20 protein-coding genes and 1 tRNA gene are annotated in these 20,004 nt (G+C 47.4%); 3 read left to right on the forward strand and 18 right to left on the reverse strand.

The window, feature by feature from the left end; all coding sequences use genetic code 11:
• Nucleotides 1-397: 397 nt before the first annotated feature.
• Entirely contained in the window at nucleotides 398-1,147 is a 750-nt protein-coding gene (gene kdsB / locus GA003_17905) for a 3-deoxy-manno-octulosonate cytidylyltransferase (GenBank protein QXD27860.1), read from the forward strand.
• Here the strand turns inward: kdsB and carA are convergent.
• Nucleotides 1,144-2,298, reverse strand: coding sequence for a glutamine-hydrolyzing carbamoyl-phosphate synthase small subunit (gene carA, locus GA003_17910; GenBank protein QXD27861.1), 1,155 nt, complete (start codon nucleotides 2,296-2,298; stop codon nucleotides 1,144-1,146). The genes kdsB and carA overlap by 4 nt on opposite strands.
• Before the next feature lie 128 nt (nucleotides 2,299-2,426).
• On the opposite strand from carA, the gene GA003_17915 reads away from it, so the two are divergent.
• Nucleotides 2,427-3,614, forward strand: coding sequence for a KamA family radical SAM protein (locus GA003_17915; protein QXD27862.1), 1,188 nt, complete (start codon nucleotides 2,427-2,429; stop codon nucleotides 3,612-3,614).
• A 27-nt stretch (nucleotides 3,615-3,641) separates the two neighbouring features.
• Here GA003_17915 and GA003_17920 read toward each other — a convergent pair whose 3' ends face one another.
• The 6 genes from GA003_17920 to GA003_17945 all read right to left on the reverse strand — a co-directional run bounded on the left by GA003_17920 (nucleotide 3,642) and on the right by GA003_17945 (nucleotide 8,377).
• Nucleotides 3,642-4,664: a calcium/sodium antiporter gene (locus tag GA003_17920; protein ID QXD27863.1), complete on the reverse strand. Its 1,023-nt coding sequence runs from the start codon at nucleotides 4,662-4,664 to the stop codon at nucleotides 3,642-3,644.
• A 138-nt stretch (nucleotides 4,665-4,802) separates the two neighbouring features.
• A tRNA-Gly gene (locus GA003_17925) sits at nucleotides 4,803-4,878 on the reverse strand.
• A 27-nt stretch (nucleotides 4,879-4,905) separates the two neighbouring features.
• Nucleotides 4,906-5,457 (reverse strand): hypothetical protein, encoded by a 552-nt coding sequence (locus GA003_17930; protein QXD27864.1) that lies wholly within the window; start codon nucleotides 5,455-5,457, stop codon nucleotides 4,906-4,908.
• Between the two features lie 33 nt (nucleotides 5,458-5,490).
• The gene (locus GA003_17935; protein ID QXD27865.1) at nucleotides 5,491-5,781 is read right to left on the reverse strand and encodes a hypothetical protein; all 291 of its coding nucleotides are present in this window, start codon (nucleotides 5,779-5,781) and stop codon (nucleotides 5,491-5,493) included.
• 10 nt (nucleotides 5,782-5,791) lie between these two features.
• Nucleotides 5,792-7,165, reverse strand: coding sequence for a sigma-54 dependent transcriptional regulator (locus GA003_17940; GenBank protein ID QXD27866.1), 1,374 nt, complete (start codon nucleotides 7,163-7,165; stop codon nucleotides 5,792-5,794).
• A 21-nt stretch (nucleotides 7,166-7,186) separates the two neighbouring features.
• A complete protein-coding gene (locus tag GA003_17945) occupies nucleotides 7,187-8,377 on the reverse strand; it encodes a PAS domain S-box protein (protein ID QXD27867.1) in 1,191 nt (396 codons plus the stop codon).
• A gap of 114 nt (nucleotides 8,378-8,491) precedes the next feature.
• On the opposite strand from GA003_17945, the gene GA003_17950 reads away from it, so the two are divergent.
• Nucleotides 8,492-9,229, forward strand: coding sequence for an MFS transporter (locus GA003_17950; GenBank protein ID QXD27868.1), 738 nt, complete (start codon nucleotides 8,492-8,494; stop codon nucleotides 9,227-9,229).
• A gap of 38 nt (nucleotides 9,230-9,267) precedes the next feature.
• On the opposite strand, the gene GA003_17955 is transcribed toward GA003_17950, so the two are convergent.
• The 11 genes from GA003_17955 to rpsK all read right to left on the reverse strand — a co-directional run bounded on the left by GA003_17955 (nucleotide 9,268) and on the right by rpsK (nucleotide 19,994).
• Nucleotides 9,268-10,554: a citrate synthase gene (locus GA003_17955; protein QXD27869.1), complete on the reverse strand. Its 1,287-nt coding sequence runs from the start codon at nucleotides 10,552-10,554 to the stop codon at nucleotides 9,268-9,270.
• A gap of 55 nt (nucleotides 10,555-10,609) precedes the next feature.
• A complete protein-coding gene (gene hisH / locus GA003_17960) occupies nucleotides 10,610-11,239 on the reverse strand; it encodes an imidazole glycerol phosphate synthase subunit HisH (protein QXD27870.1) in 630 nt (209 codons plus the stop codon).
• Between the two features lie 9 nt (nucleotides 11,240-11,248).
• Nucleotides 11,249-11,848: an imidazoleglycerol-phosphate dehydratase HisB gene (gene hisB, locus GA003_17965; protein ID QXD27871.1), complete on the reverse strand. Its 600-nt coding sequence runs from the start codon at nucleotides 11,846-11,848 to the stop codon at nucleotides 11,249-11,251.
• Nucleotides 11,830-12,930 carry a histidinol-phosphate transaminase gene (gene hisC / locus GA003_17970; protein QXD27872.1) on the reverse strand — a complete coding sequence of 367 codons (1,101 nt, stop codon included), beginning with the start codon at nucleotides 12,928-12,930 and terminating at the stop codon, nucleotides 11,830-11,832. Before hisC ends, hisB begins: the two co-directional genes overlap by 19 nt.
• A gap of 21 nt (nucleotides 12,931-12,951) precedes the next feature.
• On the reverse strand, nucleotides 12,952-14,247 hold the full coding sequence (gene hisD / locus GA003_17975) for a histidinol dehydrogenase (protein ID QXD27873.1): 1,296 nt from the start codon (nucleotides 14,245-14,247) through the stop codon (nucleotides 12,952-12,954).
• On the reverse strand, nucleotides 14,248-15,033 hold the full coding sequence (locus GA003_17980; protein QXD27874.1) for a hypothetical protein: 786 nt from the start codon (nucleotides 15,031-15,033) through the stop codon (nucleotides 14,248-14,250).
• Nucleotides 15,034-15,101: 68 nt separating this feature from the next.
• Complete coding sequence (gene guaA / locus GA003_17985; protein ID QXD27875.1) at nucleotides 15,102-16,640, reverse strand: glutamine-hydrolyzing GMP synthase; 1,539 nt, start codon at nucleotides 16,638-16,640, stop codon at nucleotides 15,102-15,104.
• Between the two features lie 306 nt (nucleotides 16,641-16,946).
• Nucleotides 16,947-17,540 carry a 50S ribosomal protein L17 gene (gene rplQ, locus GA003_17990; GenBank protein QXD27876.1) on the reverse strand — a complete coding sequence of 198 codons (594 nt, stop codon included), beginning with the start codon at nucleotides 17,538-17,540 and terminating at the stop codon, nucleotides 16,947-16,949.
• Between the two features lie 21 nt (nucleotides 17,541-17,561).
• Entirely contained in the window at nucleotides 17,562-18,560 is a 999-nt protein-coding gene (locus GA003_17995; GenBank protein QXD27877.1) for a DNA-directed RNA polymerase subunit alpha, read from the reverse strand.
• 41 nt (nucleotides 18,561-18,601) lie between these two features.
• The gene (rpsD, locus tag GA003_18000; protein QXD27878.1) at nucleotides 18,602-19,210 is read right to left on the reverse strand and encodes a 30S ribosomal protein S4; all 609 of its coding nucleotides are present in this window, start codon (nucleotides 19,208-19,210) and stop codon (nucleotides 18,602-18,604) included.
• 22 nt (nucleotides 19,211-19,232) lie between these two features.
• On the reverse strand, nucleotides 19,233-19,994 hold the full coding sequence (rpsK, locus tag GA003_18005; GenBank protein ID QXD27879.1) for a 30S ribosomal protein S11: 762 nt from the start codon (nucleotides 19,992-19,994) through the stop codon (nucleotides 19,233-19,235).
• Nucleotides 19,995-20,004 lie beyond the last annotated feature (10 nt).

The raw sequence follows: 20,004 nt of genomic DNA on the forward strand, positions 1-20,004 counted from the left end.
TGAAGCTAGAAAAACGCCCGTTACTCAACGGTTTCAGACCCATTTGAATCGCCTAAGTGATTAGACGACCTTACCGAAAAATTTAAATTTGGAGTGTACTGATCCGATTCAATTGAATAACTGACATTAACGAGAAGAAAGAAAGGAATGGTTTTAGCAAGTATCATCTTTCATTGATTGGGAATATAATGGCTTTCCCTGATGCAGAATCTGGGGGTTTCATTTCAGCAAGAATACAGCCACATTCTGAAATCATAAGGATTGTATGTATTTTTCTACTAAACGTATCTACTGATCAAAATATTAACCCAAGGCTACTAATATAATAGTAAGCATTTGCCTGGCAGGAAATTCTAGTTACATTCTAGAGACAGAATTACCTGATTCGATAATCCATATGACTCAAGATTCACAAACCGCCATTATCGTTCCCGCTCGACTGGCAAGCACTCGCTTTCCCCAAAAGCTGCTCCATCAAATTAAAGGTAAGAGCCTATTGATTCATGTAGCAGAGAGGATCCGATCAGAGATTCCTGAATTTCCATTGATTTTCGCAGTTGATGACGAACGCCTGCAGAAAGAACTGAGCCAGGCGGGATTTGAAAGCTTAATGACTTCCAATACCCACACCAGCGGAACAGACAGGCTCGCAGAGGCGAATAGAATGGTGGGGGCCAAATACGTAATTAATATACAAGGCGATGAACCGCTGGTCACTGCCGATCAAATTCGGAAGTTAGCTTCAAAAGTTCAAGGCGGTGCCACGATGGCCACTCTAGCTACCGTGTTTCTTAAGCCAGAAGATTTTAAAGACCCCAATCAGGTGAAGGTTGTCATTGGTAAGGACCAGAATGCCCTCTATTTTTCAAGAGCCCCTCTACCCTACTTTAGAGATGAGGACGGTTCTCCTTCAGAAGACAGCCTGGCTCACCACCTCTGTTACCTACATCTCGGAATGTATGCGTATGAGGCGGAATTCCTGGAAACATTTGCAGCTCTTCCGCCAGGGCGCTTGGAACAGCTAGAAAAGTTAGAACAACTTAGGGTACTGGAAAACGGCTACCCGATTGCAGTAGGTATGACCTCCGATCCGTCGGTGGGCGTCGATACCCTAGAAGATGCAGAACGTTTTGGTGCTCTTATCTAAGAGTTCTTTTCCACCAAATGGTAAAAGTCGTCGAATAAAGGATCCGAATCATGAGGACCTGGTGAAGCCTCAGGGTGATATTGCACAGAAAATACTGGCAAATCTTTATGGCGTAACCCTTCTACCGTTTCGTCATTTAAATTCACCTCAGTAACAATCGCCCCTCGATTTTCCAAATCCTCCTTAGTCGAGGCAAAACCGTGATTTTGGGAGGTGATTGAAACCTTTCCGGTCTCTAGGTTCTTTACGGGCTGATTTGCACCGCGGTGACCAAATTTGAGTTTAAAGGTTTCTGCTCCTAAAGCGTGGGTAATCATTTGATGTCCCAAACAGATACCAAATGTGGGCAGACGCTCTATCAGTTGAGAAACGGTCTTATGCACATATGTAACAGCAGCAGGGTCACCAGGACCGTTTGAAAGAAACAGTCCGTCTGCCTGAAGCTCTAATACTTCTTCAGCCGTAGTGGTGGCCGGAACGACTTCCACATCAAAACCGTGATAGCGGAGCTTACGATAAATGTTGAACTTTGCCCCGAGATCAAAAGCCACGACTCGCTTAGTGGGACGATCGAGGGCAGCAGGTTCTAAAATAGTACCTGGAACAGTAAATGGGGTCTTATCTGAGCCATCCTTATCCCATAAAAAGGGCTCTTTGCAGGTGACTTCCTTTACATAATCCGCACCCACCAGACCGGGCCACTCCTTGGCTTTGGCGATAGCTTCCTCATCACTTAGGGCTTCCGTAGACAGACAGGCCTTCAATGCTCCGTGGACTCGAAGACATTTCGTAATGGTTCGCGTATCCACGCCAGACAACCCTGGAATGCCGTTTCGTGACAGGTAGGTATGGAGATCTTCTCTACTCCGCCAGTTGCTTGATAAAGGACTGAGATCCCGAACAACAAATCCTGAGACCTTGGGTCCCGAAGATTCTTCATCATCTGGGCAGATCCCATAATTCCCAATTTGGGGAGCCGTCATAGTAATAATCTGGCCGAAATACGATGGGTCGGTTAGTATTTCTTGATACCCGGTCATGCTGGTGTTGAACACCGCTTCGCCGAGAACCGTTTTTTCACTACCAAAAGAAATCCCACGAAAGACGTTTCCGTCTTCAAACGCTAATACACCGGTCCTATTTTTAGACATTAGCGCATTAGCAAAAGAGCTGTTGTAAGGTCTGCAATCAATTTCTTACTAAGAGGCATAGTTTTGTTTCACATTGATTTTTTAGAAGGGTTTCACAGCCTCTTCCTTATCTAATTTTCTTCGTTCTAATGTCTCAAAATAATCGATCAAATTCCTGGTTCCAAGGGCAAGGCCTCTGGGAGGACACCCCCAGTGAGGACTGGAAGAACTGGGGCTGGCAGCTTCGCAACCGTATTACACGCCTGGACCAACTCGAATCGTTAATGACTCTTACCCAGGAGGAAAAGGAAGGTTGCGAGCATGCCAATGAGAAGCTCGCACTGGCGATCACACCCTATTTTTTCAATCTCATTGACCGTGAAGACAAGGATTGCCCTTTACGGAAACAGCTCATTCCACGCAAAAATGAGATGACGGTCGCTTCCTGGGAAACGTTGGATCCTCTCGCAGAAGACAGCCATTTGGTGGTACCAGGCCTGGTTCATCGCTACCCGGATCGCGCTCTCTTTCTAGTAACCGATCGCTGTGCCGCCTATTGCCGCTACTGCACACGCAGTCGTTTGGTTAGCAACAGCCAGGGTTATGACTTCCACCCCCAAATCGAGCAGGCATTCGAATACCTGCAAAATACTCCACAAATTCGGGACGTACTTATCAGCGGAGGTGACCCCCTACTCCTTTCAGACAAGAAAATCGATTACTTGCTCGGGCGTTTGAAAGAGATCGAGCACATCGAATTCGTCAGAATTGGTTCTCGGATACCCGTTTTCCTGCCCCAACGAATCACCCCGGAACTGTGCCAAATTTTTCTAAAGCATGAACCTCTATGGATGAGCATACACGTTAACCATCCAAGCGAATGCACCGAAGAACTCAAGGAAGCCACTGGAAGATTGGCTCGTGCCGGCGTGCCCTTGGGTAATCAGTCCGTTCTTTTGAGCGGAGTGAATGACGATGTGGATACCATGAAGGATTTGGTCCATCGGCTACTCCAGATGCGAGTACGCCCCTACTATCTATATCAGCTGGACGCGATTACCGGAAGCAGTCACTTCAAGGTAGATATCAAGAAAGGCATAGAAATTATCCAGGGCCTTCGAGGCCACACAACGGGCTATGCGATTCCACAATATGTTATCGATGCTCCCCAAGGAGGCGGAAAGATCCCTATCAATCCCGACTATGTGGAATGTATCAATGACGATGAAATCGTCCTGAAGAATTTCGAAGGAAAGATCTTTCGCTATTCCACCGACACATTGGAATCTCCTAAGAAAGGTTCGAAACCGGATTTCCCGACAGAGCTCTACGCCTGAGAAAAGGGGAAACTTGTCTTAGGCAAATTACACCAGGTAGTTTAGCAATAGAAACGCCAGGTAGGTTCCCACCAGCAGGCCACCAACCCAACGGCTTAAGTGAGTATCGCATACTTTGATTCCAATTCGGAAAATGATCAGTAGTACGAGCATAACTGGAAAATGCGTGGTGAAGAAATCCTTCGGGACGGCCAGCCCAGCCGGTGTTACCGCAGCAGCAGCTCCTGCCACAAAAAGCACATTCAGTATATCTGCTCCTATCACATTTCCAATCGCGAGCTCACCTTGTCCTTTTCGAATTGAGCTGAGCACCGTTACCAGCTCCGGTAACGAAGTACCAAACGCGACTAGCGAGGCGGCAATCACACTTTCTGGCACATTGAGCCGATAAGCCAACTCCTCGGCACAGATGATCAGAACCTTGGACGTAAGAATCACGACCGCAATAGCACCTGCCATGATCAAAAGATCTTTAGTGATAGTCTGCCAGGTAAGCTTCTCATCCTTACCATTGCTTTCCCTGTTTTCTGCCTTCATGGCTGTCCGGTAACTCCAGAAAAAGTAAACTCCCAGCAGTCCGACAAAAAGAAAACCAGCTGCCTGGATCATCCGACCGCCAGTGGAGAACATTCCACTCAAGTGGGAATAGGGCAAACAAACCAAAATTAATAATACGCCGGATCCCACCTGAATCCAGCCTTGCCGATTCACCACACGCCGATCCAAGGGTAGTGGTTTGATCAACGCGCCCAATCCAAGAATCAGACCGGTATCGCAAATGATGGAACCCACCGCATTGCCCAACGCCATTCCTGGATTTCCTTCAATCGCAGCAAAGACAGACACAGAAGCCTCCGGCAAGGTGGTACCGAGGCTTACAACCGTGGCTCCAATGAGCGCTTTCGGTACACCTGCGCTGTGAGAAATCTCAACTGCCTTGTCTACGAGTGAGTCGGCACCTCTTGCTAAGAGTACTACCATGACTGCAAGAATGGCAAAGAGCAGTAGAGTTGACTGAGCAACTAGAAATTCATGTAAGGCGGCTTCCATATACGGCGCTGAAAGCTACAGATAACCTTCCATTTGAAAAGAATTATTGGATCCTTTTTTTATCCAGAGGCTGTACACAAAAAAGTCCCGTCATGGACGAGAACTTGAAATTCCAATTTGAATAGCACTCCACTGAAGTGGAGCGGGCGATGAGATTCGAACTCACGACCCCAACCTTGGCAAGGTTGTGCTCTACCAACTGAGCTACGCCCGCAAATTGAAGGAGCAGAGTAAGATTAAATTAAATTTCCAAGTCAAACTCTAAAAGAGCCTGTTTTTGTAGGTTCTCTGGAACCGGTACAAAGCCAGAATCCTTGAGGATTTCCTGCTGGTCTGAGTCTAGAAAAGCCTTCAAATAAGCCAGCACTTTAGGATCCGTTTTGTCAGCCACTGCTAAATACAAAGGCAATCGTAGTGGATAATCTCCATAAAACAAACTCTCAGGAGAGGGAGGGTAACCCACACTCTCATCCGTTTTTATCCAGCTCAGAGATCTTAACCCACGAGAAGAATCAGGTAACTGAGACATAATCAGCAGATTGGCAGAACTGGCCAGGTAAGGATCCTCAATTCGCTCCCCCATTGTGCCGTAGTTCTCCGGAATCTCATTGTCGAAAAACTGATTAGCCAAAATGGGGGAGGATGGATCCGTTTCCTCGACATCGAAGCTTACAAAGATCAAACGATTCGTCCATTTCGGCTCATTAGAAATAAGACTGCCCCACTCGGACTTCAAACCATCCTTGGTCCTCCGCAAAACCTCAGTAATTTCAGTCTCCTTCAACTCAGTCATAGGGTTGTCTTCCTGAACAGCGAAGTAGATGCCCTAGAATCCCAACGGAATAACCTGTAAGCCCTCAAGTGTTTGGAACTCATCCGGTCTCTGTAGGACAAAAGCGACATCCGCTAATCCCTCTTTTAGCTTAAGGGTCCCAAGCAGGCTACCACTCATCCGGTAGTGGACGCCGTAATTCCCAATCCGCTCCCCGTTGCCTTCCAACTGAAGTGCGAATCCGACAAAGTTACTGCCAGCCACTTTTATCGTCTGAGAATCAGCAGATCTTAAAACTAACGAAAGAGCTAAAAAGGATAGAACCAAGTGAAAACAAGCTTTCATGAAACGGATCTTATCCTCCCGCTCTTCCTGTGGTGTCCAACTCAGGCCATTGGACTAATTTTCGATGGAGCGTCCTCCGAGATATTCCCATCAGTTCCGCTGCCTTGGTCCGGTTTCCTTTGGCTTGTAGTAGGGCTTTTCTCAGCAAGTGCTTTTCGTTTTCCTCGACCGATAGGTTCGATTGAACTCCTTCAGATTGTACACTCACAGGTGCTCCTTCACGAAACCGGTTATCCAGATCATACTCAGTAATGGTGCCACCAAGATGCAGTACTACCGTATTCTCGGCAAAATTTCTCAACTCACGGATGTTACCAGGCCACTTGTAATCTTGTAAGACCCTAATCGCAGCCGCATCAAAATCAGGCAACGGAACACCATTATCTTTGGCGTAGTATTTTAGGAAATGGCTCAATAATAAGGGAATGTCTTGTTGGCGTTCGCGGAGAGGTGGCAGGAAAATAGAAACAACGTTTAGCCGGTAATAAAGGTCCTCACGAAAATCCCCATTCTCAACCAATTGCTTTAAATTCTGATTAGTGGCGCACACAAGACGCACGTCTACCTCGATGGGCTTTATACTCCCTACTCGTTCAAACGTTTTCGATTCTAGAAAACGAAGGAGCTTAACCTGGGTAGCGGCATCGATCTCCCCAATTTCGTCCAGAAAGAGCGTTCCATTATGAGAAGCCTCAAAGCGCCCTACCCGTTTTTCAATGGCACCGGTAAAGGCTCCTTTTTCATGACCAAACAGCTCACTCTCCAAAAGGTTCGTGGGCAAGGCAGCACAATTGACCGCTACAAATGCTTTACGAGAGCGGTCACTATTCTGGTGGATGGCTTGCGCTATCAATTCCTTACCAGTGCCCGTTTCTCCCTCAACTAATACCGTGGCCTTCGAAGGGGCGACTAACTTTACCCGTTCAATTACAACCTCGAGAGCAGCCGAATTTCCAATGATCCCCTTGAAACTAAATTTTTGATCCAGCCGCTGGTGCAACTCTTTGTTCTCAACCTGAATCTGCTTAGAGTTTATGGCTCGCTTGATCAAAATCTCAAGACGCTCGAGATTCACCGGCTTGGTCAGGAAATCGAATGCTCCCCGCTTCATCGCTTCAACGGCTGTCTCTACATTTCCGTAGGCAGTCATCATGATGCAAATGGGCTTCTGAGACATGGTGAGGGAATAATCAATGACCTTCAGCCCAGATTTTCCTGACATCCGTAAGTCCGTAAGCACGACGTCAAAAGGCTGACTGTCTAACAAATTGAAGGCCTGGTCAGCATCACTAGCCAAATACACATCGTAGTCATCTTCCAAAGCCATCTGCAGCCCCTCGCGGGTGTGCTTTTCGTCGTCAACAATGAGGATGGATGCAGGCATGATTCAATCGATTGATAATATTCACAACGGATCTCGGCTCTGAGGCAAGAGCCGAACACGCCGGTGTTTCTTTGGGAACTTTAGGGTAATGGCAGTGCCCAGACCTGACTTGCTGTCGATGGCTACCTGACCTCCATGCTCACGCAGGATTCGGTTAACAATCATCAACCCCAATCCGCTGCCAGAGGACTTAGTGGAGTAGTAAGGCTGAAATACACTCGCCAGTTCTTCCTTGTCTATCCCCTCCCCTGTGTCTGCAAAAATAGTGAAGAAGTAATCATCATCGGAGCGCGTTTGAATCCGCAAGGTCCCGCCTTCCTGCATAGCCTCATGAGCATTTTTGATAATATTGAAGAAGACTTGCTTCATCTGATTGGTATCTCCGGCAATCACCGGAGCTTCATCTCCGACTTCCATCTCCACCGACACTTTCGAGTTGAGCAGTTCCTGCTCCTGTACCTGGAGAACCGATTCGATGACCTCCATCAAGTTCATATCCTTTAGGTCGGGAGGAGAAGGCCGTATTGCTTCCAGAAAATTTGTGATGATACCATCCTGCCGCTCAACTTCTCCGCTACAAATTTCCAGGGAACGCTCAAGTTTCTCACGCACACTATCATCTTCAACCTTATCCAATAATCGCTCCATGAGCTGCAAATGGATGGTCAGTGAGTTGAGCGGATTGCCCAGTTCATGGGCTACTCCGGCTGCTAATAAAAAGATAGAAGAAATCTTCTCCGACTCGATCTTCTCCTCGGTCGACATGACTTCTTTGGTAATGTCCGATAAAATCACTACGAAGTGCGGATCCATATCTTCGAAGCCTTCAATCGGAACCATGTATACCCGAACATAACGATGCTCTGGATAAGTCATTTCAATTTCCCGAGTTACGGAAGATTGATCATCCACTTCGGGCTCTTCCCCATCCATATTTATAACAGGAGCAATATCGGGTATCCATTTCCACAATACGGCCGACCCGATATCCGCTTCTTTCAACCCGACCATCTTCATGCCCTCTGCATTAGTGTACTCAACCACTCCTTCTCGGGTGATGACCAAGATGCCTTCACGCACGGTGTTAATGATGCTTTCGAACAACTCCCGTTCACCAGCCAAGCGGTTAATCAAGTTCTGCAAATTGGTCTCATCCAAATGATCCAATTGGCCCAATACTCGATCCAAAGGGGAATGTCGCTTTTCACTCATGCACTTTGAGAATAGTCAGATTGATGAAGAATCTCGAAAACCATTTTATTCCTCCTAGTAACGATACTCTTATTGAGATTGCCAAGTCTTTTAGGGGTAACAACTGTGCCACCAATGTCTGAAACCACCAGCTCCAAGCCCATGCCAAAGAGGGAGAACCTGCTTCTTATCCTGGCCTTCAATATTGCCATCCCATTGTTCATACTGACCAAGCTGAGTGATCCGGAACGCCTGGGCCCAGTCAACGCACTGATCGTTGGACTCGCCTTCCCCTTCGGATACGGAGTCTGGGACCTACTAAATCGCAAACAGATTAACTTTGTATCCATACTTGGAATTATCAGCGTGGGCCTAAGCGGTACCTTCGGCCTGGTAGAAGTGGATCCTTATTGGCTGGCAGTAAAGGAAGCTTCGATCCCGGCTGTTATTGGTATTATGGTACTGGTAACTTTTCGTACCCGTAGACCCCTGATTAAAACCTTCCTCTACAACCCGCAGGTTCTAAATACAGAACTCATTGACCAGAAGTTGGAAGAAACGGGTAGTCAACGCCAGTTCACCAAAATCTTTGCCTTCTGCAATTGGCTCCTCGTGGTCTCCTTTGCCATGAGTTCGATACTGAATTTTATGCTGGCTCGAATCATTGTCACCACACACCCCGCTGATGATTTAGCTGCTTTCAATGCAGAGTTAGGCAAAATGAATGCACTAAGTTGGCCCGTCATCGCTATACCCAGCACCGTCATTATGATGGTGGCTCTTTGGAAGTTGATCAATGGCCTCACTCACCTGACAGGCCTAAAGCTCGAAGACATGATGCACGAACCTCAAAAGAAAAAGACCAAGGAGTAAGGATCCGCCGCTAAGCGGATACGATTATCCTTTAATCCTTAACGTTCCTCAGCAGGAACAAAGTGTTGGTCTACCTTACCGGTGTATACCTGACGAGGACGATGAATGCGATTGGATCCTGTAGCAATTTCTCGCCAGTTAGCAATCCAGCCAGGCATACGCCCAATGGCAAACATCACCGTAAACATCTCTACTGGAATGCCTACGGCTTTCAAAATCAGTCCGCTGTAAAAATCAACATTCGGATAAAGCTTCCGTTTCACGAAATACTCATCCTCCAAAGCAGCTTTCTCAAGGTGACGAGCGATATCCAACAATGGATCATCATGCCCCAAGCTGTTTAAAATTTTCTCGGCTGCATCCCCTAGAATCTTGGCCCGCGGGTCATAATTCTTATAGACGCGGTGACCGAATCCCATCAGTCGTGCTTTACCGGTTTTGGCGTCTTCAATAAACTTTGATCCATCGTCGCCGGAATCATGAATGGCCTGCAGCATTTTTACCACGGCGGTGTTCGCTCCGCCATGGAGTGGTCCCCAAAGTGCGGAAACACCCGCAGACACAGAAGCAAACAAATTGGCTCCACCACTTGCCACCATACGAACGGTAGAAGTTGAGCAGTTTTGCTCATGATCGGCATGCAATAAGAAGAATAGATCCATTGCCTTTGCGATCTCTGGAGTTGGCTCATAGTCTTTTTCCTCCGTCGAAAACATCATATGGAGAAAGTCATCCACGTACGGTGCATCTAAGCGTGGTTCGACAAAGGGCAATCCCTTACTCATTCGATAACTCATCGCCGCAATGGTCCGAACTTTGGAAATCAAGAGTGCAGCTGCCTGGTCAAAATGTTCTAAATCTTGCTGACGATCATTGCTGGTCATCTCCTTGTGGTAACAACCAGCCCCATTGAGCATGGCACTAAGAACAGCCATCGGGTGAGCGTCGGATGGAAATCCATTGAAATGATGACGGAAATCATCAGGCATCGCAGCATTGCTAGCCACTTGCTGACTAAAGTGAGCATATTCTTCCTTACTTGGTAGATGCCCGTAGATAACAAGAAAAGCAGTACCTAGAAAAGAAGCATTACCAGCCAGCTCTTCTATGGGAATTCCGCGGTGCCGCAAAATACCTACTTCACCATTGATGAAGGTGATATCACTTAAGCAAGAGCCTGTATTCCCATACCCATCATCGTAGGTGATGTAACCAGAGTCGGCGCGGAGCTTGCGGACATCGATCGCTTTTTCACCCTCGGTACCACAAATAACGGGGTATTCATATGAATTACCATCAGTGGTAATGGTCGCTGTTTCTGACATTTCTAAACGCTGATTCTTAGGATTCCGTGCAAAGAGGGAAGATGCTAACCACTCATTAGGCATTTTCAACTACTTTCAGAAAATTTTGGTATAGTTGAAGCCCTTTTTTCTGACTCTTCTCGGGGTGAAACTGAGTAGCCACACAATTCCCTCGCTTAATACCGCTTGTGAATGGGCCTCCATAGTCGGATCTAAAAAAGGATGCCTCCTCGTTTTCGGGGGCTAAGAAGTAACTGTGTACAAAATAAAATTGGTCTACTTCCGATACTAATCCATCAACGATAGGGTCGCTAGGATCCAAAAAGGTAGCTGCATTCCAACCCATGTGCGGAACCTTATACTCCGGTGGAAGTTGAAACCGCTTTACCTGGCCAGGAAAAATACCCAGTCCATCGACGGCCCCTTCTTCGGAATAGTCGTAGAGGGCCTGAAATCCCAAGCATACTCCAAAAAAGGGTCGATCTTCTGAGATCCACCCTTTGACCAAATCGATCAGATTGCAGGCCCGAAGCCCATCGATACAATCACCTAGAGCTCCTACACCTGGTAGCACCAAGCCCGATGCATCACCCATTTGCTCGGGAGATGTGATCAGGTTTACCTCGGCACCGCAGGCTTCAAATGCTTTGGAAACACTACGGAGGTTTCCCATTCCGTAGTCTGTAACTGCGAGTTTAGTTTTCATCGGTTCCCACTAAGTCAATTTGTCCTTAGTCGAAGGAAGCTGGCCTTCCGTTCTTGGATCCACCGATGTCGCCACGTCGAGAGCTTTGGCAAAACACTTGAATAACGCCTCCACAATGTGGTGCGGCTCATCCCCATATTCAATCTTCAGGTGAATATTTGCACTCAAATTGTTTACCACTGCCTGGAAAAACTCACGAATCAGTACGATGTTGAAATCACGGATATAATTGGTCGGCGATTCAACCTGGTATTTAAGAAACGGGCGGTTGCTCAGATCCAAAGCTACACGTGCCAAGGTCTCATCCATGGGCAAGATAAAGAAACCGTAGCGACGGATTCCAAGCTTATCACCCAACGCCTGTTTGATGGCATCGCCCAAAACGATACCCACATCCTCAACCATATGGTGATAATCAACCTCGATGTCACCCTTTGCAATCAGCTTGAGATCAAACAAACCGTGCTTGGCGAACAAGTTGAGCATGTGGTCGAAGAACGGGATACCCGTATCTACCTCAAACTCGCCGGAACCATCCAGATTGATGGTCAGTGCAATATCGGTCTCCGCTGTTTTGCGGGAGATTGAGACTATGCGTTTTTCAGCCATTGGTCGATTGTATCATTTAGAGTTTCCATCTCGGATTCTGAGCCCACGCTGATTCTTAGGAAAGAATCGGTTCGAGTATCGTTTCCGAAATATCGTACGAGAATTTTCTCCCCGAAGAGAAAGTCAAACAGGGATTTTGCAACCTCTGGACCCGTTTCCCCTCGAGAATTTACAGGTTGTGTAAAAATCAGGTTGGCCTGAGACGGGTAAGAAAACCAGCCGAGGCCTTCCCACCGCTTTTGGCAACGGTCCCGAGTATCTTTGATTTTCCCGGTCAATCCATCGTAATATTCGACATCGGAAAGGGCAGCCAATCCAGCGACCTGGGAGATCCGATTAACGTTGTAACTGTCACGCACCTTATCGAGAAGGTCGATGAGCTCAGGATTCCCCAAAAGATATCCCACCCGCATTCCAGCCAGGCTGTGCGATTTGGAGAAAGTCCGCGTTACGCAAAGGTTGGGGAATTCTTCCACGAGGGAAATTGCCGTTTCTTCGGCGAAAGCCCCATAAGCTTCATCCACAACCAAGATTCCATCATATTGCTCGGCTAAGCTCCGAATAGTGTCGGTGGTGAATCCAACTCCAGTAGGTGCATTGGGTGAAGTCAGGAAAAACAGATTGGCCCCGCAGTTAGCGACCTCCTCCACTGGCAAGGTCATGCTAGAGTCAAAGCCCACCGAAACTTGTTTCGCATTTTGAATGGCCAGCAAAACAGGGTAGAGAGAATAGCTCGGCACCATGTATCCGGCGCTTTTTTCTTCATCGCAGAAGCTACGAATCAAGAGATTCAGAATTTCATCAGATCCATTTCCTACGAATGCCCAATCCCCACTGGGGAGATGGAAATGCTGTGCCAACTCCTCGCGTAAGGTGGCGCAGATTGGATTCGGATACTTACGCAATGGATCCCCAGCTTCCTTCGCAATCGCTTCAGCGACACGCGGGCTCGGCGGATAGGGGTTCTCATTGGTGTTCAGTTTGATCCAATCCGCATCCTGTGGTTGTTTTCCGGGTACGTAGGCGTGCAACGCCTGCACATGCGCAAGCGCCCGGTCGGATAATGACGGATTCGATTTCATAGTTACGATTTATAAAGCTCGTTACTTTGCCCGAATAGATACAGATCTGCCGTGGGCGTCGAGTTTTTCTAAACGCGCAAATACCTCAATAGTGTTTGCGGCTTTCTTCACATGACTCTGCTCGTAACGCACGACACTACTTCTTCGAAAGAAGTCACTTACAGTCAGACCGCTTAAATAGCGCCCCACCCTGCCAGTCGGCAATTCGTGGCTTGGACCGGCAGTAAAGTCGCCCAATGCTGTAGCTGAGTAATGTCCTTGAAGAATAGCACCTGCAGTTGTGATCCGTTGAGTCATGGACGCTATCCGTGAGGAGTCGACCTGTAGCTCCATGTGTTCAGGAGCAATAAAGTTAGCAACGTCGATCGCGGCATTCAGATTAGGCACTTCAACAATCGCAAAATTCTTTTTCAGCACACGACTAATTGCCTCCTTGTGTGACAGTGATGGAAGTTGAGACGTAATCGAACTCAAGGCCGCTTCGATCAGCTTCTTTGAAGAAGAAACTAGATAGACCTTCTCCTTACCTGACCCATGCTCAGCTTGTGCTAGAAGATCTGCTGCGACAAAGGACGGCTTTGCAGATGAGTCCGCAATGACCATCACCTCACTGGGTCCTGGTAGAAGATCAATACCGACTCGTCCAAAGAGTTGCCGTTTAGCTTCGTTTACGAATGCATTTCCAGGGCCATAAATTTTGTCGACAGGAGTGACGCTTTTTGTGCCAAACGCCATGGCGGCGACCGCTTGAGCGCCACCAATCTTGTAAACTTCTTTGATCCCACAAAGAGAAAGTACTCCTGCCATGGCGGGGGCAATACCGCCCTCTTTATTAGGAGGCGTACACACACAAATTTGCGGGACCTTGGCGATTTTGGCCAAAGTGGCTGTCATGATAACAGTGGAAACAAGTGGCACACTTCCACCAGGCACATAAAGCCCCACTCGTTGAATAGGGTAATAACGCTCCCCTACCGTCGCTCCATGCGGATTTTTCTTGGACCAATTCTTTGGCAGGGACTCACGGTTGTAAGCCTTAACACAACGAATGGATTCTTTGAGTGCCGTGCGGTCCTTAGCGGAAAGACTGCTTTCGCCAGCCTTCAACTCGGACTCCGAAACTTTCAAGGTACGAGGATTCAATTTCGCCCCGTCCAATCGCTCTGTTATGGCGAAGACGGCTTTGTCACCTCGCTTTTGGATATCTCCAATAATATCAGCAACAATGGCCTCAACTTTCGAGGATCCAGCAGCATCTTCAGCGAACGCAGCCAGCCGTTTAAAAAAGCTGGGTGTACCATACTTGAATCTAGGCATCTATTTTTCCCTCAACGAGGGCAGCGGAGGCTGGGTAAAGAGTGAATCGTCAAAGACGGGATTCACTTCGATTTTGTTAAATTCAAGATGACTAATCTGCTCATCCCCTCTGAAGGTGATTAAATACTTTGGGAATCTGATGCCACTTACCATCAATTCTCCCTGTTCTTGAATGCGTTCCCCATTTTCGATTTCGGATAACAGCAATTCTCCTGTTTCTTCATCAAAATAACGGACAAATATAGCCGCCCCATAGAGGATTTTAACAACTTCAACGGGCTTACCATCGAGATCCTCTTTGCCAAGGTACTCAATCTTCCGTCCGTAGTTCGTCTTGGTTGAAAAGAAATTCAAACCTTCGTAGGTATTCGCGCGCAACCGTTTCAAGCGGGCCACATCCACCGGCATCAGAGCATAAACTTCCGGATTATCCGTTTTGAAGCGTTTAAGCCAACCTTCGTAATCGTTCAGCCCAAATTCATCGACCATTCCGTTATCGTGTTGGATAGACTGCATCAGCTTGTATGGCTGCTGTAAACTAATGGAAATCTTTCCAGTCTTACCGTCCGGATTGGTGATCGTTCCTTCGAAGCGCAAGGACCTTACGCCGTTAAGTGTTGGTTCATCGGAAATGAACTGGCGGGCCTTTTTTAGAATGGCTTCTGCTTGTGGATCTAGATTGGCCTTAAGCACCTGACCACCGACTGAAGCAAATACCGCACACAACGCAAAGAGGCGCCGGAACCCAATCGGGAGAACTAGAACGGATTTGATATCGAACTTCATAACAGAATCACAGGAATCGAACGCTATAGGACTCCATAATCCAAACAATGTTCAACCCAAATCGCACACTATTCCCACTCGATCGTGCTAGGGGGCTTAGAGCTAATATCGAGGACCACTCGGTTCACCCCTTTGACCTCATTTATGATGCGGTTGGAGATCTTGGCCAATAAGTCGTGATCCAACTTAGCCCAATCAGCAGTCATGGCATCCACACTTTCCACTATTCTCAGCGCGATGACGTTGTCGTAGGTTCTTTCATCACCCATAACTCCAACCGTTCGCACAGGTAGAAAAACAGCAAAGGATTGCCACACTTTGTAGTAAAGATCCGCAGCTTTCATCTCTTCGAGTAAGATAGCATCTGCTTCTCGCAGAACGACCAACTTATCTTCAGTAATGTCTCCTAAAACGCGGACTGCGAGGCCGGGCCCAGGAAATGGTTGCCGCCAAACCACGCTGTCAGGCAATCCAAGACTCTTACCGAGTAGCCGAACTTCATCTTTAAATAGTTGGTTCAGCGGCTCTAAGATCTTCAACTTCATCCGCTCCGGCAGGCCGCCCACATTGTGGTGACTTTTAATCAGCGAAGCTGGATTTCCATCAATGGGAACACTCTCAATGATATCGGGATAAATAGTTCCCTGAGCCAGGAAATCAACGGTACCGATATTCTCTACCTCGTCCTCGAATACATCAATGAAGGTATTGCCGATGATCTTCCGTTTTTGCTCCGGGTCAGTCACACCCGCCAAGCGCTCAAGGAACAAATCAGCGGAATCAGCGACGACCAGGTTAATTTGGAAATGATCTCCGTAGAGCTTCGCAACCGCCTCGCGCTCATCTTTACGAAGCAACCCGTTGTCCACAAACACACAAGTTAGTTGGGATCCGATTGCGTCATGAATCAGTTTCGCGGCAACCGAACTATCAACACCACCGCTAAGTCCCAAGATAACCTTCTTGTCTCCCACAGTCTCACGAATACTCGAAATAGAACTTTCGATGTAGCTTTCCATCGTCCAGTCCCCTTCACACTTACAGATATCGAAAACAAAATTCCGGATAATGTCAGTCCCTTGCTCGGTGTGAAAAACTTCCGGATGAAATTGAAGACCGAAGAATTGCCGATCAATGTCCTGAATGGCTGCGAAATCGCTGTTTTCGGTGGTGGCAACGGGTTTGAATCCTTCAGGCAGCACCGTCAGCTTGTCACCGTGGGAGTTCCAAACCTGTATGGATTTATTGACCCCATTAAAGAGCGGACTCTCGCCTGTGATATTCAAAGTACCTTTCCCATATTCTCGCTCTTCGCTGTGCTCAGCCTTTCCGCCAAGCAGATATCCTAGCAACTGGATCCCATAACAGATTCCCAAAACGGGAACTCCTAAGTCGAAGATAGCGTTATCCGGATGCGGAGCATTATCCGCAAAAACGGAAGAAGGACCCCCGGATAAAATGACACCCTTTATCCCCTCTTTTTTTAACTCCTCTGCTGAAGTTGAGAAAGGCAACACCTTCGAATATACCTGACACTCTCTCAATCGTCGGGCGATGACTTGTGTATATTGGGAACCAAAATCAAGAACGGCTACTACTTCGGCCATGGCTAAAATTGTAAATGTGTATTTTTAAATTCGCAGCGGGGACAGTTCGATTGCTTCACACCCATCTTGTCTGCATAAATTTTGCTGCATTTGACGCAGTGAAAAACGGTTTTGGAACGTTCCGACTGATATAGATTTTTATCCCTGAAGTCATAGTAAGCCCACAGACCTATCACCGTTCCTATTCCTATAAGAAGGTAGATTAGAAATCCATCTGCTAGTGTGATCGGGATCATTGTAAACACAAACGCGCCCGAAGATCAGGCGCGTTGTGGGAAAGTGTTTCTTTTGAAGAGTATGCCAAGTTTACTTCTTGGTTTCTTCCTCCTCGTCAGCCGCGTCTTCTTCAGCGGCAAGTGCTTCTTCAGCCTCGGCTTTTGCTTCAGGAGCTTCTTCAGCTTCCGCAGCGGGTGTTTCCTCCACTTCGGCAGCTGGCTCTTCAGCAACAACTTCCTCTGCCACTTCTTCTACTGCTTTTTCTTCAGCAGCTTTCTTGGCAGTCTTTTTGGCCTTCTTTTTTCTCTTCTTGCCGTAACCTTCGTCTGCAGCAGGAATCAATTCGATCAATGCCATTTCAGCAGCATCACCTACACGTGTACCAATCTTATAGATACGTGTGTAACCACCTTGGCGGTCTTTGAATTCTTCAACCTTCTCATTGAAGAGAAGTTGAACCGCTTCTTTATTTCGAAGACGGGAAGCAGCCAAACGACGATCAGCGAGTGTTCCGTTTTTAGCTAAGGTAATGATCTTTTCAATAAAAGGACGTAGAGCCTTGGCCTTCGCCAAAGTCGTCTTGATACGACCTTCTTTAATAAGAGCGAGAGCCAGGTTGGCCATGAGGGCCGGGCGATGGGCCTTCTTTACCCCTAATTCGTGTCTGTGTTTTAAATGGCGCATTGCGGATGGTCTCCAGAAAACTTAGTCTATGCGGGAATCGAGAAGACGCTCATCGATTTTCATTCCCAGGGATAGACCCAGCTGTTCCAGTTTTGCTTTAATTTCGTTGAGTGATTTCTTACCGAAGTTGCGGTACTTCAGCATTTCCTGCTCTGACTTCATAGCCAACTCACCAACGGTGGTAATGTTAGCATTGTTCAAGCAGTTCGCGGCACGAACCGAGAGCTCGATTTCATTGACGCTCATGTTGAGAAGCTTGCGGAGCTTGTTTTGCTCTTCACTTACTTCAGAACCTTCACTTTCAAATTCAACATCATCATCACTCACCTTATCGAATACTTCGAGGTGGTGCTTTAGGATGGAAGCTGCGTGCTTAACTGCATCGTCCGGAGAAATCCGTCCGTCGGTTGAAATTTCGAGGATCAACTTATCGTAGTCGGTCATTTGACCTACACGGGTGTTTTCCACGTTATACTTTACCAAGCGAACAGGGCTATAAAGACAATCGATTGGGATTACACCGATAGGATCGTCCTCAGTCTTGTTTTCCTCACCTGGCACATAGCCACGACCTACCTTAACTTCTATTTCAGCAAAGAAGCGACGCTCAGCATCGAGGGTGCAGATAACCTGCTCTGGATTGATAATCTCAATATTCGCATCGGGCTGAATATCGGCAGCTGTCACTTGTCCTTCTTTGGTGACGTCAAGGAGAAGCTTAACCGACTCACGCTTGTGATTGATGAGCAGAATCTTCTTCAGGTTCAACACCACATCGGTGATGTCCTCAACGATTCCTTCAATACTCTGGAATTCGTGACTGACACCTTCAATCTTGATTGAAGAAATAGCGGCTCCTTCAATAGAACTGAGAAGCACACGCCGCAATGAGTTACCAATGGTGTGACCATAACCACCTTCAAAAGGCTCGGCTATGAACTTGGCATATGTATCAGTTGCGCTCTCATCATCTTTGGTGAGGCGGTTTGGGATTTCGAATTTTCCTAATCGAGTGGCCATGGAACAAACGTATGTAAATGTTATAGTACCTCCGCTAAAGATTAGCGGTTGTAGAATTCAACAATGAGCTGCTCATTGATGCCTACCTCAATCTCGTCGCGAGTAGGTAGACGGTTTATTTTTCCTTTAAAAGTATCTTCGGCTAGAGTCATCCAGTCAGGAATCGTCCGTGCGCGAGTTTCGTCGAGGGCACGCGTTGCCAATTGGCGGGAAGAGACGGCGTCTTTAACTTCAATCTCATCACCAGCTTCAACTTGGTAACTCGGAATGTCCACCTTGTGGCCATTTACTTTGATGTGGCCGTGGTTGACAAACTGACGAGCACCCGAGCGAGTCTTGGCCAAGTTCAAGCGATAGATTACATTGTCCAAACGAGTCTCAAGCCTTTGAAGGAACACTTCACCGGTAACACCCTTGGCGCTCTTAGCTTGCTCAAAAGTACGGCGGAACTGTTTCTCCGTCATGCCATACATGTAACGAAGCTTTTGCTTTTCATTTAGACCGATAGAGTAATCACTCTGCTTGCGGCGAAGACGGGGACCGTGAACCCCGGGAGGATAGCTTTTGCGCTCAAAAGCTTTGTTAGGTGGAAAAATCGCCATTCCAAAACGGCGATTTATTCGAGTCGTGGGTCCTGTGTAACGAGCCATACTTTAAAGGTATATAGATAGATTAAACGCGGCGGCGCTTGGGTGGACGACATCCGTTGTGCGGAACAGGTGTCTTATCAATAATTGAAACAATGATCATTCCTAGAGCTTGAAGGGCACGAACGGCAGAATCTCTTCCCATGCCTGGGCCTTTCAAATGAACTTCAACTTCCTTCAATCCGTGAGCCATTGCAGCGCGGGTTGCATCTTGAGTGACAACCTGAGCAGCGTAAGCCGTAGATTTGCGGGAACCGCGGAAATTACATTTACCGGCACTACTCCAGGAAATAACGTTCCCCTTCATGTCGGTCACAGAAACTTTAGTATTATTAAAAGAAGCTACCACGTGTACGATACCGTGCGTGATGTTCTTACTACCTTTGGCACGACGAACCTTAATGTCACCAAGATCGTCACCCATTAAATCTGCGACGGTAGTATCTTCCTTTTTCTCCTCAGCTTTTGCTTCGCCTTCACCTTCTGGAGCTTCCGCCTTCGCCTCTTCCTTCTTGGGTTCTGCTTCTTTTGCGGGAGCTTTTTCAGCTTTCGGTTTTTCAGCCGGAGCTTCTTCGGCAGCAGGTGCTTCTTCGGCTTTAGCTTCCTCGACGGGAGCCTCTTCCTTCACTTCTTCAGCCTTGGCTTCCTCAACGGGAGCTTCTTCGGCAGCCGGAGCTTCCTCTTTTACTTCTGCAGCGGGTGCTTCTTCCTTTGCTTCAGCAGCAGGTGCTTTGGCTTGGGGTTCTTCAACCTTTTCTTCTTCGTTTTCGGGTTTTTCAGCGCTCATATTCTAAGCA

It is taken from the genome of Opitutia bacterium ISCC 52, from assembly GCA_014529675.2.
Lineage (GTDB): Bacteria > Verrucomicrobiota > Verrucomicrobiia > Opitutales > UBA2995 > UBA2995.

Excerpts from the sequence above, each read along its gene's own strand:
- GA003_17950 (QXD27868.1), top strand. The coding sequence starts at position 8,492 with ATGTCTGAAACCACCAGCTCCAAGCCCATGCCAAAGAGGGAGAACCTG.
- carA (QXD27861.1), bottom strand. The coding sequence starts at position 2,298 with ATGTCTAAAAATAGGACCGGTGTATTAGCGTTTGAAGACGGAAACGTC.
- GA003_17995 (QXD27877.1), bottom strand. The coding sequence starts at position 18,560 with ATGGCCACTCGATTAGGAAAATTCGAAATCCCAAACCGCCTCACCAAA.
- GA003_17935 (QXD27865.1), bottom strand. The coding sequence starts at position 5,781 with ATGAAAGCTTGTTTTCACTTGGTTCTATCCTTTTTAGCTCTTTCGTTA.
- hisC (QXD27872.1), bottom strand. The coding sequence starts at position 12,930 with ATGAAATCGAATCCGTCATTATCCGACCGGGCGCTTGCGCATGTGCAG.
- GA003_17930 (QXD27864.1), bottom strand. The coding sequence starts at position 5,457 with ATGACTGAGTTGAAGGAGACTGAAATTACTGAGGTTTTGCGGAGGACC.
- guaA (QXD27875.1), bottom strand. The coding sequence starts at position 16,640 with ATGGCCGAAGTAGTAGCCGTTCTTGATTTTGGTTCCCAATATACACAA.
- GA003_17915 (QXD27862.1), top strand. The coding sequence starts at position 2,427 with ATGTCTCAAAATAATCGATCAAATTCCTGGTTCCAAGGGCAAGGCCTC.
- hisD (QXD27873.1), bottom strand. The coding sequence starts at position 14,247 with ATGCCTAGATTCAAGTATGGTACACCCAGCTTTTTTAAACGGCTGGCT.
- hisH (QXD27870.1), bottom strand. The coding sequence starts at position 11,239 with ATGAAAACTAAACTCGCAGTTACAGACTACGGAATGGGAAACCTCCGT.
- rplQ (QXD27876.1), bottom strand. The coding sequence starts at position 17,540 with ATGCGCCATTTAAAACACAGACACGAATTAGGGGTAAAGAAGGCCCAT.
- rpsD (QXD27878.1), bottom strand. The coding sequence starts at position 19,210 with ATGGCTCGTTACACAGGACCCACGACTCGAATAAATCGCCGTTTTGGA.
- GA003_17980 (QXD27874.1), bottom strand. The coding sequence starts at position 15,033 with ATGAAGTTCGATATCAAATCCGTTCTAGTTCTCCCGATTGGGTTCCGG.
- GA003_17945 (QXD27867.1), bottom strand. The coding sequence starts at position 8,377 with ATGAGTGAAAAGCGACATTCCCCTTTGGATCGAGTATTGGGCCAATTG.
- kdsB (QXD27860.1), top strand. The coding sequence starts at position 398 with ATGACTCAAGATTCACAAACCGCCATTATCGTTCCCGCTCGACTGGCA.
- GA003_17940 (QXD27866.1), bottom strand. The coding sequence starts at position 7,165 with ATGCCTGCATCCATCCTCATTGTTGACGACGAAAAGCACACCCGCGAG.
- GA003_17955 (QXD27869.1), bottom strand. The coding sequence starts at position 10,554 with ATGTCAGAAACAGCGACCATTACCACTGATGGTAATTCATATGAATAC.
- GA003_17920 (QXD27863.1), bottom strand. The coding sequence starts at position 4,664 with ATGGAAGCCGCCTTACATGAATTTCTAGTTGCTCAGTCAACTCTACTG.
- hisB (QXD27871.1), bottom strand. The coding sequence starts at position 11,848 with ATGGCTGAAAAACGCATAGTCTCAATCTCCCGCAAAACAGCGGAGACC.
- rpsK (QXD27879.1), bottom strand. The coding sequence starts at position 19,994 with ATGAGCGCTGAAAAACCCGAAAACGAAGAAGAAAAGGTTGAAGAACCC.